The 15845-nt window shown below is 62.8% G+C and carries 14 protein-coding genes; 2 read left to right on the top strand and 12 right to left on the bottom strand.

Going from position 1 to position 15845, the window contains the following annotated elements; all coding sequences use genetic code 11:
• The first annotated feature begins 44 nt into the window (after positions 1–44).
• Positions 45–491 (top strand): SsrA-binding protein SmpB, encoded by a 447-nt coding sequence (gene smpB, locus AABE10_RS29305; protein ID WP_342936685.1) that lies wholly within the window; start codon positions 45–47, stop codon positions 489–491.
• 113 nt (positions 492–604) lie between these two features.
• Here smpB and AABE10_RS29300 read toward each other — a convergent pair whose 3' ends face one another.
• From AABE10_RS29300 to ppsA, 3 genes are all read right to left on the bottom strand, one after another.
• The gene (locus tag AABE10_RS29300) at positions 605–1531 is read right to left on the bottom strand and encodes a stomatin-like protein (protein WP_342936684.1); all 927 of its coding nucleotides are present in this window, start codon (positions 1529–1531) and stop codon (positions 605–607) included.
• A 90-nt stretch (positions 1532–1621) separates the two neighbouring features.
• Positions 1622–2071: an NfeD family protein gene (locus AABE10_RS29295; protein WP_342936683.1), complete on the bottom strand. Its 450-nt coding sequence runs from the start codon at positions 2069–2071 to the stop codon at positions 1622–1624.
• 118 nt (positions 2072–2189) lie between these two features.
• The gene (ppsA, locus tag AABE10_RS29290) at positions 2190–4595 is read right to left on the bottom strand and encodes a phosphoenolpyruvate synthase (protein WP_342936682.1); all 2406 of its coding nucleotides are present in this window, start codon (positions 4593–4595) and stop codon (positions 2190–2192) included.
• A 429-nt stretch (positions 4596–5024) separates the two neighbouring features.
• On the opposite strand from ppsA, the gene ppsR reads away from it, so the two are divergent.
• Positions 5025–5840, top strand: coding sequence for a posphoenolpyruvate synthetase regulatory kinase/phosphorylase PpsR (gene ppsR, locus AABE10_RS29285; RefSeq protein WP_087735357.1), 816 nt, complete (start codon positions 5025–5027; stop codon positions 5838–5840).
• Between the two features lie 17 nt (positions 5841–5857).
• Here ppsR and AABE10_RS29280 read toward each other — a convergent pair whose 3' ends face one another.
• From AABE10_RS29280 to rseP, 9 genes are all read right to left on the bottom strand, one after another.
• Positions 5858–6658: an RNA methyltransferase gene (locus tag AABE10_RS29280; protein ID WP_342936681.1), complete on the bottom strand. Its 801-nt coding sequence runs from the start codon at positions 6656–6658 to the stop codon at positions 5858–5860.
• Positions 6659–6742: 84 nt separating this feature from the next.
• Positions 6743–7495, bottom strand: coding sequence for a ribonuclease HII (gene rnhB, locus AABE10_RS29275; RefSeq protein ID WP_342936680.1), 753 nt, complete (start codon positions 7493–7495; stop codon positions 6743–6745).
• A complete protein-coding gene (gene lpxB, locus AABE10_RS29270; RefSeq protein WP_342936679.1) occupies positions 7492–8661 on the bottom strand; it encodes a lipid-A-disaccharide synthase in 1170 nt (389 codons plus the stop codon). Before lpxB ends, rnhB begins: the two co-directional genes overlap by 4 nt.
• Before the next feature lie 3 nt (positions 8662–8664).
• Entirely contained in the window at positions 8665–9453 is a 789-nt protein-coding gene (gene lpxA / locus AABE10_RS29265) for an acyl-ACP--UDP-N-acetylglucosamine O-acyltransferase (protein WP_342936678.1), read from the bottom strand.
• A gap of 215 nt (positions 9454–9668) precedes the next feature.
• Complete coding sequence (fabZ, locus tag AABE10_RS29260) at positions 9669–10130, bottom strand: 3-hydroxyacyl-ACP dehydratase FabZ (RefSeq protein WP_342936677.1); 462 nt, start codon at positions 10128–10130, stop codon at positions 9669–9671.
• Between the two features lie 151 nt (positions 10131–10281).
• Entirely contained in the window at positions 10282–11358 is a 1077-nt protein-coding gene (gene lpxD, locus AABE10_RS29255; protein WP_342936676.1) for a UDP-3-O-(3-hydroxymyristoyl)glucosamine N-acyltransferase, read from the bottom strand.
• 115 nt (positions 11359–11473) lie between these two features.
• Positions 11474–12028: an OmpH family outer membrane protein gene (locus AABE10_RS29250; RefSeq protein WP_342936675.1), complete on the bottom strand. Its 555-nt coding sequence runs from the start codon at positions 12026–12028 to the stop codon at positions 11474–11476.
• 41 nt (positions 12029–12069) lie between these two features.
• Entirely contained in the window at positions 12070–14382 is a 2313-nt protein-coding gene (gene bamA / locus AABE10_RS29245) for an outer membrane protein assembly factor BamA (RefSeq protein ID WP_342936674.1), read from the bottom strand.
• 65 nt (positions 14383–14447) lie between these two features.
• Complete coding sequence (rseP, locus tag AABE10_RS29240; RefSeq protein ID WP_342936673.1) at positions 14448–15839, bottom strand: RIP metalloprotease RseP; 1392 nt, start codon at positions 15837–15839, stop codon at positions 14448–14450.
• Positions 15840–15845: the final 6 nt, after the last annotated feature.

The raw sequence follows: 15845 nt of genomic DNA, 5'->3' as shown, positions 1-15845 counted from the left end.
TTTGCTAAAATCGTGATTTTAAACGAGTTGAGCCGTTTCCATTCATGAGCATCATCGACAACAGAAAAGCGTTCTTCGATTATTCGATCGAGGAGCGTTACGAGGCGGGGCTCGTGCTGGAGGGCTGGGAAGTCAAGGCGCTGCGCGCCGGGCGCGGCCAGATCAAGGAAGGCTACGTCGTGATCAAAAACGCCGAGCTGTTTCTGATCGGCACGCACATCAGCCCGCTGCCCGAGGCGTCGAAATTCGCCAATCTGGACCCCGTCCGCACGCGCAAGCTGCTGCTGCGCGCGGAAGAAATCAGCAAACTGATCGGCAAGGTCGAGCAGCGCGGCTACACGCTCGTGCCGCTGAACTTTCACTACAAGAACGGCCGCGTCAAATGCGAGATCGGCCTCGCGAAGGGCAAGAAACTGCACGACAAGCGCGAAACCGAGAAGAAGCGCGATTGGGAGCGCGAAAAAGCGCGGCTGATGCGCACACCGACCTGAGCGGGCGCACCCGTTTCAGTCACCGGATAGACAATGGCCCGCACCAACATGCGGGCCATTTTCTCGTTGCCATGCCGGCGTGGATGCGCGCTTATATCGCGCTCGCCAAACGTTCAGGCGGTCGTCTTGGCCTGCTTCACGATCGTTAGCGCCGACGCGATCATCGAGCTCATGTCCGCCATGTTGCCCGGCACGATCAGCGTATTGCCCGCTTTCGCCAGATTCGCAAACGCATTCACATACTGCTCGGCGACCTTCAGATTCACGGCTTCCATACCGCCCGTCGACTGAATCGCCGCCGCGATCTTTTGGATTGCCTGAGAGTTTGCTTCGGCGACAGCCAAAATAGCTGCCGCTTGGCCCTGCGCCTGGTTGATCGCTGCCTGACGCTCGCCTTCGGACTTCTGAATGGCCGCCTCGCGTCCGCCCGACGCGATGTTGATCTGCTCCTGCTTGCGCCCTTCCGACGCCGCGATCAGCGCGCGCTTCTCCCGCTCGGCCGTGATCTGCGCCTGCATCGCGTGGAGGATTTCCTTCGGCGGCGTCAGGTCCTTGATCTCATAGCGCAGTACCTTGACGCCCCAGTTCGCGGCCGCTTCGTCGAGCGCCGACACGATCGAATGATTGATGAAGTCGCGTTCCTCGAAGGTCTTGTCGAGTTCGAGCTTGCCGATTACCGAACGCAGCGTGGTCTGCGACAGCTGCGTGATCGCGAACACAAAATTGCTCGATCCGTAAGAAGCCTTCATCGGATCGGTGACCTGAAAATACAGCACGCCGTCGACCTGCAACTGCGTGTTGTCGCGCGTGATGCAGACCTGGCTCGGTACGTCGAGCGGAATCTCCTTGAGCACGTGCTTGTACGCGATCCGGTCGATGAACGGCAGCACGAAAGTCAGGCCCGGCGTCAACGTCGCGTGATAGCGGCCGAGCCGCTCCAGCACCCATGCATGCTGCTGCGGCACGATCTTGATCGTCTTCGCGGCAGTCACGATCACGACGATCAGCAACACGAGTCCAACGACACTCGACGGTTCCATTCCTGCACCCCCAAACTGTTTTTGAATTGTTGTGCGCATCTGGATGCGCGTGACTCGCGTCCGAACGACGCCTGAATCAGAGTCCGTTATTCAAACCCGAGCCGCATGCTTTCTCGCGACAACGACGAGACAGTTGCCATGCAACGCGGTGATTTCGTAGAGATTCGCGTCTTCCGGCTCACCGGGTGCGAGCTCGACTTCCCATGACGCGCCGCGATAGCTGGTCCGCGCGCGCCCGTCGTGCCATGCGGGCACCGTGAGGGTCGAGCCGATGTCGAGATTGACATCTGGATTGCGCGCCGCTTCGGCGCGCGTTTTCGTCTTGCGCCCGTAGCGCGACTTGCGCAGCACGAGCACCGCGCCAAGCGCGACGACGGCCGCAACGCCGAACTGCAATGGCAAACCGGCTCCCGCCAGGCGCGCAAGCGCCGCCGCGATAAAGCCCAGCGCCACCATCAGCAGATAGAACGTGCCCTGCATCAGTTCGAGCACGATCAGCACGCCTGCGCCAACCCACCAGAACAGCCCGCTATGCATCACGTCGGCCTCCAAAAAGCAAAACACCCCGGATCTACCGGGGTGTTTATAGCATGAAGCGTCAACGTTTTATCGTTCGCTGAAGTACGTTTTACATACCTCTACAAACAATGCGCAATGCTTACTTCGCCGTCGTTTTCGCCAGCGCCTGCCACGTTTCGATGATCGTGTCCGGGTTCAGCGAGATCGACGCGATGCCTTCGTCCGTCAGCCATTGCGCGAAATCCGGATGATCCGACGGGCCCTGGCCGCAGATGCCGACGTACTTGTTCAGGCGCAGGCACGTGTCGATCGCGCGCTTGAGCATGAATTTGACGGCGGGATCGCGCTCGTCGAAGTCGACAGCGAGCAGTTCCATGCCCGAGTCGCGGTCGAGGCCGAGCGTGAGCTGCGTCAGGTCGTTCGAGCCGATCGAGAAGCCGTCGAAGTACTCGAGGAACTCCTCGGCAAGAATCGCGTTCGACGGCACTTCGCACATCATGATCAGGCGCAGACCGTTTTCGCCGCGCTTCAAGCCGTACTTCGCGAGCAGGTTCACGACGCGCTCCGCCTGCTTCAGCGTCCGCACGAACGGCACCATGATCTCGACGTTGTCGAGGCCCATCTCTTCGCGCACGCGCTTGAGCGCCATGCACTCCATTTCGAACGCCTGCGCGAAGTCTTCGGCGATGTAACGCGATGCGCCGCGGAAGCCGAGCATCGGGTTCTCCTCGTCCGGCTCATAGCGCGAGCCGCCGATCAGCTTCTTGTACTCGTTCGACTTGAAGTCCGACAGACGCACGATCACGGGCTTCGGATAGAACGCCGCGCCGATCGTCGCGATGCCTTCCGTCAGCTTGTCGACATAGAACGCACGCGGCGATGCATGGCCGCGCGCGACGCTTTCGACGGCCTTCTTCAGGTCCTGATCGACGTTCGGATACTCGAGAATTGCCTTCGGGTGAACGCCGATGTTGTTGTTGATGATGAATTCCAGACGCGCGAGACCCACGCCCTTGTTCGGCAGTTGCGCGAAGTCGAACGCGAGCTGCGGATTGCCCACGTTCATCATGATCTTCACGGGGATTTCCGGCAATTCGCCGCGCTGGATTTCCGTCACTTCCGTTTCGAGCAGGCCGTCGTAGATCTTGCCTTCGTCGCCTTCCGAGCACGACACCGTGACCAATGCGCCGTCCTTCAGCACGTCGGTCGCGTCGCCGCAGCCCACCACGGCGGGCACGCCCAACTCGCGCGCGATGATCGCCGCGTGGCAGGTCCGGCCGCCACGATTCGTGACGATCGCCGACGCGCGCTTCATCACTGGCTCCCAGTTCGGGTCGGTCATGTCCGCGACCAGCACGTCGCCCGGCTGCACGCGCTCCATCTCGGACGGATCGTGAATGACGCGCACGGGGCCTGCGCCGATCTTCTGGCCGATTGCGCGGCCCGTCGCCAGCACCTGCGACTGGCCCTTCAGCTTGAAGCGCTGCTCGGCCTTGTTGTGACCCTGGCTCTTCACCGTTTCAGGACGCGCCTGCAGGATGAAGATCTTGCCGTCGCGGCCATCCTTGCCCCACTCAATGTCCATCGGACGCTCGTAGTGCTTCTCGATGATGACCGCGTACTTCGCGAGTTCGATCACGTCGTCGTCGGTGATCGAGAAACGGTTGCGCTGCTCATGCGACACGTCGACGGTCTTCACGCGGCCTTCTTCGCCAGCCTTCGTGAACTCCATCTTGATGAGCTTCGAGCCGATAGAGCGGCGGATGATCGGGTACTTGTTCTGCGCGAGCGTGGTCTTGAATACGTAGAACTCGTCCGGATTCACTGCGCCTTGCACGACGGTTTCACCGAGGCCATAGCTCGACGTGATGAAGACGGCGTCCTTGAAGCCCGACTCGGTGTCCAGCGTGAACATCACGCCCGCCGCGCCGACGTCCGAGCGCACCATGCGCTGCACGCCCGCCGACAACGCGACTTCAGCGTGTGTGAAGCCCTTGTGGACGCGATAGGAGATGGCGCGGTCGTTGTACAGCGACGCGAACACGTGCTTCATGCGATCGAGCACGTCTTCGATGCCGACCACGTTCAGGTAGCTTTCCTGCTGGCCCGCGAACGATGCGTCCGGCAGATCTTCCGCCGTTGCCGACGAACGGACCGCAAACGACAGTTCCTCAGGCGAGCTCTTCGAGAGCGTTTCGAACGCCGCGCGGATTTCCTGCTCGAGACGCGGCTGCATCGGGGCGTCGACGATCCATTGACGGATCTCCTTGCCCGCAGCGGCAAGCGCCTTCACGTCGTCGACGTCGAGCGTCTCCAGACGTTGAGCGATGCGTTCGGTCAGGTTGTTGTGATGCAGGAACTCGCGGAATGCGAGCGCCGTCGTCGCAAAGCCCGTCGGCACGCGAACACCCGCTTCCGCGAGCTGACTGATCATCTCGCCAAGCGAAGCATTCTTGCCGCCGACGATGTCCACGTCGGTCATTCGCAACTGCTCGAATGGAACTACATACGCCTGATCCTTAGCAACGTTAACTGCGTTAGTCATACAAGCCCCTAAGTGTGGAAAAAATGCTCGATTGCGCAAGTGGGCTTGAACACGAGGCGCTCATGGGAAGCGTGGCTCGTGCCTTGCGCAACCTGTTGGAAAAGCAATCGCGGAAGAGGCTCGACCATCGATACGAAGCCCGACGAAGCAGGAGATTGAACGAACTTGCGACTTAGCCGTGCAAGATCCGAACAAATCGCGACGCAATCCAAGTGCGATAACGGATAGTTACCCGCGATTTGGCTGCAATTGCTTATCCAACAGGTTGCCGCTATTCTACCGTGCCGACTCTCGAAATGTGACAGTCGGACAAGAATTGCGCCGCGACGGCGCCGCTGCAGGGTTTCCGGCCAGCCACCGGGCAGCGCGCGCCACGCGGCGATGTCTGATTTGAGCGGATTTTGACGCTCGCGTTCCCTTCCCTCACCGATGCCGCCCACCGTATTCATCGTCTCCGACGGTACGGGGATCACTGCCGAAACGTTCGCGCATTCGATCCTCTCCCAGTTCGACCAGAAATTTCGCCTGGTCCGTGTGCCGTTCGTCGATTCGACGGAAAAAGCGTACGCCACCCTCGAAAAGATCAACGAATCCGCCCATCACGAAGGCCGCCGCCCGATCGTCTTCACGACGCTCGTGAACAGCGCATCGAACCAGATCGTGAAGGACTCGAACGCGCTCGTGCTGGACATGTTCCAGACCTTCGTCGAGCCGCTCGAACAGGAACTGGAGCTGAAGTCGAGCCATGCGATGGGCCGCGGCCACCAGAACGCCGACACCGAGGAGTACAAGAACCGTATCGAGGCGATCAACTTCTCGCTCGCCCACGACGACGGCCAGTCGAATCGCAATCTGGAAGAAGCGGATGTGATCCTCGTCGGCGTGTCGCGCAGCGGCAAGACGCCGACGAGTCTGTATCTGGCGATGCAGTACGGCGTGAAGGCGGCGAACTATCCGCTGATCCCCGAAGACTTCGAGCGCGGCAAGCTGCCGACGCCGCTGCTCGCGCATCGCACGAAGATGTTCGGGTTGTCGATCGATCCGCAGCGGCTTTCGGAGATTCGCAACGAGCGGCGCCCCGGCAGCAAGTACGCCGCGCTCGAAAACTGCCGCTACGAAATCAATGAAGCGGAAACGATGATGCGGCGCGAAGGCATCAAGTGGCTGTCGTCGACGCACAAGTCGATCGAAGAAATCGCGACGACCATCCTGCAGGAAATCAGGCTCGATCGGTCGTCGTATTGATGCAGCCGGTGTGAAGGTTAGCTGGAAGCGCGCGGCTCGTGCCCGCGCTGCTGCCGGCACTGCTCGAAAAGGCACACGGCGGCCGCCGCCGCGACATTCAGCGATTCCATCCCGCCCGGCTGCGGAATCGTCACGCGATACGTCACCGCGTCGCGCCACGCCTGCGAAACGCCCGCCCCTTCGTTGCCGAACACCCACGCGACCGGACCCGACAGATCGGTGTCGTAAATCGCCCGCGCGCCGTGCGAGTCCGTGATCGCGACAGGCACATCGAGCCGCTCGATCAGCGTCTGCGGTTCGACATCCTCATGAATTTGCAGCAGGAAATGCGCGCCCATGCCGGAGCGCAGCACTTTGGACGACCACGCGTACGCGGTACCCGGCGCGCAGAACACATGGGCGATGCCCGCCGCCGCCGCGCTGCGCAGAATCGAGCCGACATTGCCCGCATCCTGCACGCCGTCGAGCACGATGCACCCTTGCGTCACGCGTTCGGGCAGCGCCTCGTTGAGTTTCTCGACGAGCAACAGCATGCCGACACCATTCACGACACTCGACAGTTGCCCGAAGAGCGCATCGGGCAACGTGACGATACGCCGCTCATCGATGCGCGCGACGATGGCCTGCGCTTCTTCATGGCGCAGCGCGCCTTCCGTGACGACGCACGTCTCGGGCTGCCCCGCGACGTCGAGATAGGCGCTCGCGAGATGAAACCCTTCGAGCAGCGCATGGCCGCTCCTGCGCTGTTGATGCGTCGAACCGGCCAATGCCTTCAGACGTTTGTAGAGCGGATTGTCCCGCGAAGTAATGGCTTTCACTGGCAGCGAAGACCGTATCGGTAGCGTGAAAAAACGGGTGAAAAGAAAAGCGCCCGAAGGCGCTTGAGTCGTTTCTGCGCGGCGTCAGAACGGCGCGCTATCGTCGGCGATGAGCACGTCGTCGTCACCTGCGAGGGGCGGCACGATCACGACGTCCTCAGGCAGATCGACGGCCGTGCCGAGCCGCAGATACGCGTCGCGCACGGGCGCAAACGAACGCCGGTGATGCTCGCACGGACCATGGTCGCGCAGCGCCAGCAGATGCTGCGGCGTGCCGTAGCCCGCGTGCGCGTCGAAGCCGTACATCGGGAACATGTGATGCAGTTCGAGCAGCATCCGGTCGCGCGTGACCTTTGCGAGAATCGACGCGGCCGAGATGCACGACACGAGCGCATCGCCGCTGACGATCGCCGCGCTGCGAATGCTCAGCATCGGGCAACGGTTGCCGTCGATCTGCGCGAGTGTCGGCGCAACGCTCAGGCCTTCGACGGCGCGCTTCATCGCGAGCATCGTCGCGTGCAGGATGTTCAGCGTGTCGATCTCTTCGACCGACGCCGACGCAACGCAATACGCAAGCGACCGCTCGACGATCTTGTCGTACAGCTCTTCGCGCTTTTTCGGCGTCAACGTCTTTGAATCGCCGAGTCCACGGATGCGGGGTTTCGTCGGATCGAGAATGACGGCGGCGGCGACCACGGGGCCCGCGAGCGGACCACGCCCTGCTTCGTCGACGCCACAAACGACGTCCTCCGGCGACGAAAAATCGAGGCCGGCCTGTTTCGCGAGCGTCGCGGACGCCTTGCGGCGCGGCGCGGCCTTGCGCGTCGCGCCCGTCATCGACGCCCCCGACGCGCTTCGACGACGCCGACGACCGCATCCGCCGCTCGCTGCGCTGTGTTCTGCTTCAGCACGTGATGCATCTCGGTGAAGATTTCCGTCAGCGTGCGCCGGTTTGCGTCGTCGCGCAACTGAGTCAGCGTGGCATCGGCCAACGCTTCGGGCGTCGCGAAGTGCTGCAGGATTTCGGGCACGACGAACCGCCCGGCGAGGATGTTCGGCAGGCCCACGTACGGCAGATAACCCTGACGTCGCATAATCTGTCCCGTCAGCCACGGCACCTTGTACGAAATCACCATCGGCTTCTTCAACAGCGCCGCTTCCAGCGTGACCGTGCCGCTTTTCACGAGAATCGCGTCCGCGGCCGTCATCGCGAGCTGCGCGTTGCCGTCCGTCAGCGTCAGCGGCAGCTTCGGATGCGCGTCGACGAGCGGCTTCAGCAGTTCACGCAGCGCAGGCGTCGCAGCCGGCATCACGAAGCGCACGCCCGGCTCGCGCTGCAACATCAGTTCCATCGCGTCGAAGAACGTCGGACCGATCAGCGAGATTTCCGAGCGGCGGCTGCCCGGCAGCACGGCGATCACCGGGCCGCTTTCCGGCAGGCCGAGCACGCGGCGCGCGCCCGACACGTCCGGTTCGAGCGGGATTTCATCCGCGAGCGGATGGCCGACATAAGTCGCCGCCACGCCCGATTTCTCGAGCAGCGCCTTTTCGAACGGAAACACGCACAGCATGTGATCGACGGCCTTGACGATCTTCTTGATCCGGCCGCCGCGCCATGCCCAGATCGACGGACAGACGAAGTGGATGGTCGGAATGCCCGCGTCGCGCAACGCGTGCTCGAGGCCGAAGTTGAAATCCGGCGCGTCGACGCCGATGAACACCGACGGCGGCTCCGCCAGCAACTGCCTCTTCAGCTCGTTGCGGATGCCGAGAATCTCGGGAATGTGCTTCAGCGCTTCGACGTAGCCGCGCACCGACAGCTTTTCCATCGGGAAATGCGCGTCGAAGCCCTTCGCGGTCATGCGCGGGCCGCCGATGCCGAAGTACTGCGTCCCTTGCGGAAGACGGGCCGCGAGCCCGTCCAGCAGCGACGCCGCGAGCAGGTCGCCCGACGGCTCGCCGGCCACCATTGCGAGCCGCAGCGGACTGGTAGGCAACGGCATCGGTCAGCGAATGATGCCGCGCTGCGACTGCTCGACGAATTCGACGAGCGCGCGCACGGGCTCGTCGCCATCGCCGCCCGCCGTCGCGAGTTCGCGCAATTGCACCTTCGCTTCTTCGAGCGACAGGCTGTTCTTGTACAGCAGACGATACGCGGAGCGCAGCGCCGAAATGGCGTCCGGAGCGAAGCCGCGGCGGCGCAGCCCTTCGACGTTGATGCCGTGCGGCTCGGCCTTGTTGCCCGCGGCGATCACGAACGGCGGAATGTCCTGCACGAGCGCCGACGCGCCGCCCAGCATGGAGTGCGCGCCGATGCGCACGAACTGGTGCACGCCCGACATGCCGCCGACAATCGCGTAATCGCCGATGATCACATGGCCTGCCATCTGCGCATTGCTCGACAGGATCACGTTACTGCCGATCTGGCAGTCGTGGCCGATGTGCACATAAGCCATGATCCAGTTGTCGTCGCCGAGCGTCGTGATGCCCTGGTCCTGCACGGTGCCCGTGTGGATCGTCGTGAATTCGCGGATCGTGTTGCGGTTGCCGATCACGAGCTTCGTGGGCTCGTCGCGGTACTTCATGTCCTGCGGCCGGCCGCCGACCGACGCGTAATGGCCGATGCGGTTGTCTTCGCCGATCGTCGTATGACCTTCGATCACGCTGTGCGAACCGACCGTGGTGCGCGCACCGATCGTGACGTGCGCGCCGACGATTGCGTACGGTCCGATCTCGACCGATTCGTCGAGCTGCGCGCCCGACTCGATGATCGCAGTAGGATGGATCCTGCTCATGCGCCCTCGCTGTATTTACCGCTGTATTTCCGTTACATGGCGCGGATGACGCTGCGGCGCCGTCCAGCACGTTCGAGCCGCCACGTTGCAATCCATCTTGTGACAGCCCGAAGTTTCGATTGTTCTGCCGCGGCGCTGCCGACATGACGGAGCACGATCGTGCCTCTTCCGTCCGCTGTCCGCGCGCCGCGGCCGTTACTGCCTGTTGCTTTGCGTCACTCGCTGTCCGCCTGACGCACCGCGCACATCAGATCGGCTTCGGCCGCCACCTGGCCGTCCACTTCGGCGCGCGCCTTGAACTTCCAGATGCCGCGCATATGGCGCTCAAACGTGGCGTTCAGGATCAGCTGGTCGCCCGGTTCGACGACGCGCTTGAAGCGCGCATTGTCGATGCCGACGAACAGGTACAGCGTGTTGTCGGGATCATGCGGCTCTTCGGAGAACGTCAGGAGCGCCGCCGTCTGCGCGAGCGCTTCCAGAATCAGCACGCCGGGCATCACGGGGCGCTTCGGGAAGTGGCCCATGAAGAACGGTTCGTTGATCGTCACATTCTTCAGCGCCTTGATGCTCTTGTGCGGCTCGAGTTCGAGCACCCGATCGACGAGGAGGATCGGATAGCGATGCGGCAGCAGCGTGAGGATCTTGTGGATGTCGAGATTGATTTTTTCGGTGCTCATGGTGTTTCCGCTCACGCATTGGTTGCGCGATGATGACTGCGAATGCTGGGTGCTGGCGCATGGATGACGAAACGCGCCCTGCCGCCCGTTCCTGTGCCGGCCGCGCGCCGCCTGACGGCCGCGTGCGCTGGCGCTTTCTTTCGGTCGACGCTTACGCCTTGTCTCCGGAGGCGCTGGCGACGGCGGCTTCGAGTGCCTTGATACGGTCTCGCAGCTTGTCGAGATTGCGCATCAACGCGGCGCTTTTGTTCCAGTCGGCGTGATCCACGGCAGGGAACGCGCTCGTGTACATGCCGGGTTTCAACAGCGATTTCGACACGCCCGACTTGGCCGTGACGATCACGTAGTCGGCCAGCGTGACGTGACCGGCAATGCCGACTGCCCCACCGATCATGCAGTGACGGCCAATCGTCGTACTGCCGGCAATGCCCGCGCAACCCGCGATCACCGTGTAGGCGCCGATCTTGCAGTTATGGCCGATCTGCACGAGGTTGTCGATTTTCACGCATTCTTCGATCACGGTATCGGCCATCGCGCCGCGGTCGATCGTCGTATTCGCGCCGATTTCGACGTCGGGTCCAATCGACACGCCGCCGACCTGCGGAATCTTCACCCAGTTGCCCGTGCGCGCGTCGCCGTCGCCGACGAAATCCGGCGCAAAGCCGAAGCCGTCCGAACCGATCACGGCGCCCGCATGAACGATCACGCGCTCGCCGAGCGTGCAGCCGTGATAGACGGCGACGTTCGGATACAGATGCGAGCCGGCGCCGACCTTCGTGTCACGCCCGATGAACACGTTCGCGTCGAGCCGCACGTTCTCGCCGATCGCGGCGCCTGCTTCGACCGTCACGTTCGGGCCGATCACGGCAGTCGCGGCGATTTGCGCGGAAGGATCGACGGTTGCGCTTGCGTGCACGCCCGGCTGCGCCTTCGGCGCGGCCATATCGATGAAGGCCTGCGCGAGACGCGCAAAATAAGCGTAGGGATTCGGCGTGACGATGAAGTTACGACCGTCGCGCGAAGCGAGCTTCGCGAGATCCGCCGCGTTGATCAGCACCGCGCCCGCGCGCGTCGTTTCGGCCTGCGCCAGATACTTCGGGTTGGCGAGGAACGCCAGTTGATCCGGGCCAGCCTGATCGAGCGGCGCCAGATTGCCGACGCGGTGCGCGCGATCGCCGACGACCTCGCCGCCGAACCGCTGCACGATCTCCTCGAGCGTGAATGCCATGCGTGTACTGCTCCTGCTGTTCAGTTGCCTGCCTTGCGCGCGAACCGCGCGCCGGGTGCGTTTCGCGGGACGGTTTTGCGCCGTGTGCGCCGTGCTTGCGTGAGCTTGCGCTTTATCAGTTGCCGCTGCTGCTGCCGTTGCCCGACGATGCAAGCGCCTTCAGCACCTGGTCGGTGATGTCGATGCGCGGGCTCACATAGACCGCTTCCTGCACGATCAGGTCGTAGTGCTGCTGCTCGGCGATCTGCTTGATCACCTTGTTCGCGCGGTCAAGTACGGCTGCCAGCTCTTCGTTGCGGCGCTGGTTCAGATCTTCACGGAACTCGCGCTGCTTGCGCTGGAAGTCCGTGTCGAGCTGCGACAGGTCGCGCTGTTTCTGTGCGCGATCGGCGGGCGCCATCGACGCGCCATTCTTGTCGAGCGAGTCGGACATCGACTTGAGACGCTGCGCCATATCCTGCAGGTCCTTGTCGCGCTTCGCGAACTCCGCTTCCAGCTTGGTCTGCGCCGCCTTCGCCGCCGCCGATTCACGCAGGATGCGATCCGAATTCACCGCGGCGATCCGCGCTTCCTGCGCCTGTGCGGCATTCGCCGCGCCGACGCCGAGCGTCATGACCACGGCCATTGCGCACGCCACACGTTTCGAAAACATACCAGTTAGCAAAGTCATCCTCTCGATGCTGTAAGGGGTTCCGGTTCTCGATCGCGCGATCAGAACGCCGTCCCGATCTGGAACTGGAACTTCTGATACTGGTCGCCCGCGTGCTTCTGCAACGGGAAGCCCAGCGACAGCTTGAGCGGCCCGATCGGCGAAATCCATGCGAGACCGAGACCGTAACCGTAGCGCAAGCCGTTCGAGCCGACCGTCGTATTGCCGCCCTGACGCGAATCACCCCACACGTTACCGGCGTCGAGGAACGTGAACACCCGCAGCGTACGGTCATAACCGGTGCCCGGCAGCGGGAACGTGAGTTCGACGTTGGTGACGAACATCTTGTTGCCGCCGATCGGATCATGCGTAACCGTGTCGCGCGGACCGAGCGAGCTCGGCTCATAGCCGCGGACCGAGCCGATACCGCCCGCGTAGTAGTTCTTGAAGATCGGATACGCGTTGCCGATGCCGTTACCGTAGCCGCCCTGGATGTTGAAGCCCAGCACGAAGCCGCGAGCAAACGAATAATAGTACTGCGCCTGCAAGTCGGCCTTGTAATACTCGGTGCCGCCGATCGGCGTGCCGTATTCGGCATTCGCCTGCGTGAAGTAGCCGCGGCTCGGCACCAGTGCGCTGTCACGCGCGTCGCGCGACCAGCCGACCGTCAGCGGCACGTTGTTCGACACGCGGCCGAAGTCCTGCACGTAGTTCTTGTAGGCCTGCGGCGTATTGGCGTCGACGTCCAGCGTGTTCTGCTCGAAGCCCGCGCCGAAGTACACCGTGTCCACTTCCGAGAACGGAATGCCGAACTTCAGGTCGCCGCCCATCGTGACGATGCGGAAGCTCGAATCCGTCGAGTAGTACAGCGGCTCGTACGTGCGGTAGTAGACGTCGGTAATGCGCTTGATGCCGTCGACCGTGAAGTACGGGTCGACCTGCGTGACCGTCAGCGTGCGGTACGTCTTCGCGGTGTTCACGTTCACGGACAGGCTCGTGCCCGAACCGAACACGTTGTCCTGCGACACGCCCGCCGACAGCACCACCTTGTCCGTCGACGAGAAGCCCGCGCCCAGCGTGATCGCGCCCGTCGGCTTTTCGGCGACCTTCACGTCGACGTCCACCTGGTCCGGCGTGCCTTCGACGGGTACCGTTGTCACGTCGACATCCGTGAAGTAGCCAAGACGGTTGATGCGGTCCTTCGACAGCGCGAGGCGGTTCGAATCGAACCACGAGCTTTCGAGCTGGCGCATTTCGCGGCGCACCACTTCGTCGCGCGTGCGGGTGTTGCCGTTCACGTTGATGCGACGCACGTACACGCGGCGGCTCGGATCGACCTGCAGCGTCAGGTCGACCTTGTGATGCTCCTGGTCGATTTGCGGCAGCGCGTTCACGGTCGCGAACGCGTAGCCGTATTCGCCGAGCTTGTCGACGATCGCCTTCGTCGTGGCCTGCAGCTTTTCCGCCGAGAAACGGTCGCCCGGCTTGATCTTGATCAGCTTGTTCAGTTCGGCTTCGCGGTCGAGCAGATTGCCCGCGAGCTTGATGCTGTTGATCGTGTACGGCTCGCCTTCATGCAGCGTGACCGTCAGATACATGTCCTTCTTGTCCGGCGTGATCGACACCTGGGTCGACTCGATGTTGAACTCGAGATAGCCGCGGTTCAGGTAATACGAGCGGACGTTCTCGAGGTCGCCGGTGAGCTTTTCCTTCGAATACAGGTCGTTCTTCGTGTACCACGAGAACCAGTTCGGCGTGGACAGCTGCATTTCGTCGCGCAGCGTGCCCGTGCTGAATGCCTTGTTGCCGATGAAGTTGATCTGGCGGATCTTCGCGCTAGGACCCTCGATCACGGCGAACAGGACCGCAACACGGTTGCGATCGATCGGCGTGATCGTAGTCGTGACTTCCGCGGCGTAGAAGCCGCGCGTCAGATACTGGCGCTTCAGTTCCTGCTCGGCCTTGTCGACGAGCGCCTTGTCGTAGTAACGGCCCTGCGACAGACCGACCGCGCGCAGCGCCTTGATCAGGTTGTCCTTCTCGAATTCATGCAGGCCGGAGAAATCAATCGTGCCGATGGCGGGACGCTCCAGCACCTGCACCACCACGACGTCGCCTTCCGTGGCGATTTTCACGTCGTTGAAGAAACCCGTTGCGTACAGCGCGCGGATGGCTTCGGAAGCCTTTTCGTCGTTAAACGTATCGCCTTGCTTGATGGGGAGATAGGAGAATACCGTGCCGGGTTCTACCCGTTGCAGCCCTTCGATCCGAATGTCTTTCACCACGAAGGGTGTCGTCGCGTGAGCTACCAGCCCATGCGCGGCGAATGCCGCGGCTACAACCGTCTTTGGAACAAAGCGATGAGGTTTAAACAACGTGCTTCCCCAGTGTGTATAGCTGCATCAGGTCAGGCGGGCGCCATCGTACGCCGCCAGACACTTTAAAAATGGATTAAACGAGCAAGATCGTTGAACAGCGCAATCGCCGACAAGGCGACGATACAAGCCAGTCCCGCTCTTTGAAGAACGAGCTGCCAGCGATCCGATACGGCTTTGCCGGTAACAGCTTCAACCAGATAATATAACAGATGCCCCCCGTCCAATACCGGTATTGGTAAAAGGTTGAGGACGCCGAGGCTTATGCTGACAAGCGCGAGGAACGACAGGAATGCTGACGGACCGAGTCGCGCGCTCTTGCCCGCGTAGTCCGCGATGGTGACGGGCCCGGACAGATTTTTGAGCGAAGCCTCGCCGACGATCATCCGGCCGAACATCCGCACCGAGTACACAGCAAGGTCCCATGTGCGGCGCGCGCCGAGGCGCACGCTCTCGACAGGACCGTAGCGCACGTCGATCGATGGCACTTGCGTCGCCAGCTCGGCGCCGATGCGGCCGATCTGCTGGCCCGTCATCTCGTCGCGCTGAACGCCCGGCACGATAGTCAGATTCTGCAACACCCCCGGCTGCTGGTTCTTCGCGCCGCGCTCGATTTGCAGCACGACAGGCTTGCCCGCGTGCGACTTGATGTAGTTGATGAAGGTCGTCGCGTTATCGGCGGGACGTCCGTCGACCGCGCGGATCCGGTCGCCGGCGAGCAGGCCCGCGCGCACCGCAGCGCTGCCCGGCTGCACGCCCGCCACCGACAGCGTGCCGCCGCCGGGCTCGAAGCCGAGCCGCGACATGAAGTCGTCGTCGACTTCCTTGTCGGTGAGGCCTTGCAAGTCCAGCGGGAAGTCGAACGTGCCGTGCCCGCCGTCCTTCGCGCTCAATATGACGCGCTTGTGGTCGAACGCGGCGCCCAGGAGCTTCCAGCGCAAATCCGACCACGAGCGAACGCGCTCGAACTCGCCACCGTCCGCGTCGCGCACGCCGACCACGGTCTCGCCGCCCTCGAAGCCCGCGCGCGCCGCGACGGTATCGGCAACAGGCGCTGCGACAATTGCGGCTGGCTCGGTGACACCCGTGGCGAACACGGCCGCAAACAGCACGATGGCGAGGATGAAGTTCGCGACGGGACCCGCCGCGACGATCGCGATACGCTTGCCGACCGACTGACGATTGAACGCGCGCGGCAGATCGGCGGGAGGAATCGGCACGCCTTCTTCGCGCTCGTCGAGCATCTTCACGTAGCCGCCGAGCGGCAGCGCGGCGATGGTCCACTCGGTGCCCGTCTTCGCGCTGACCCAGCGCGCAAGCGGCTTGCCGAAGCCGATCGAAAAACGCAGCACCTTCACGCCGCACAGGCGCGCAATGCTGTAGTGGCCAAACTCATGGACGACCACCAGTACGCCGATCGCGACTGCGAAGGCGACCAGTTCGATCAGCACGTTCATAAACGC

The sequence above is a fragment of the Paraburkholderia diazotrophica genome (genome assembly GCF_038900755.1).
GTDB classification, from domain to species: Bacteria; Pseudomonadota; Gammaproteobacteria; order Burkholderiales; family Burkholderiaceae; genus Paraburkholderia; species Paraburkholderia diazotrophica_A.
This window is presented reverse-complemented; position numbering and strand designations above follow the sequence as displayed.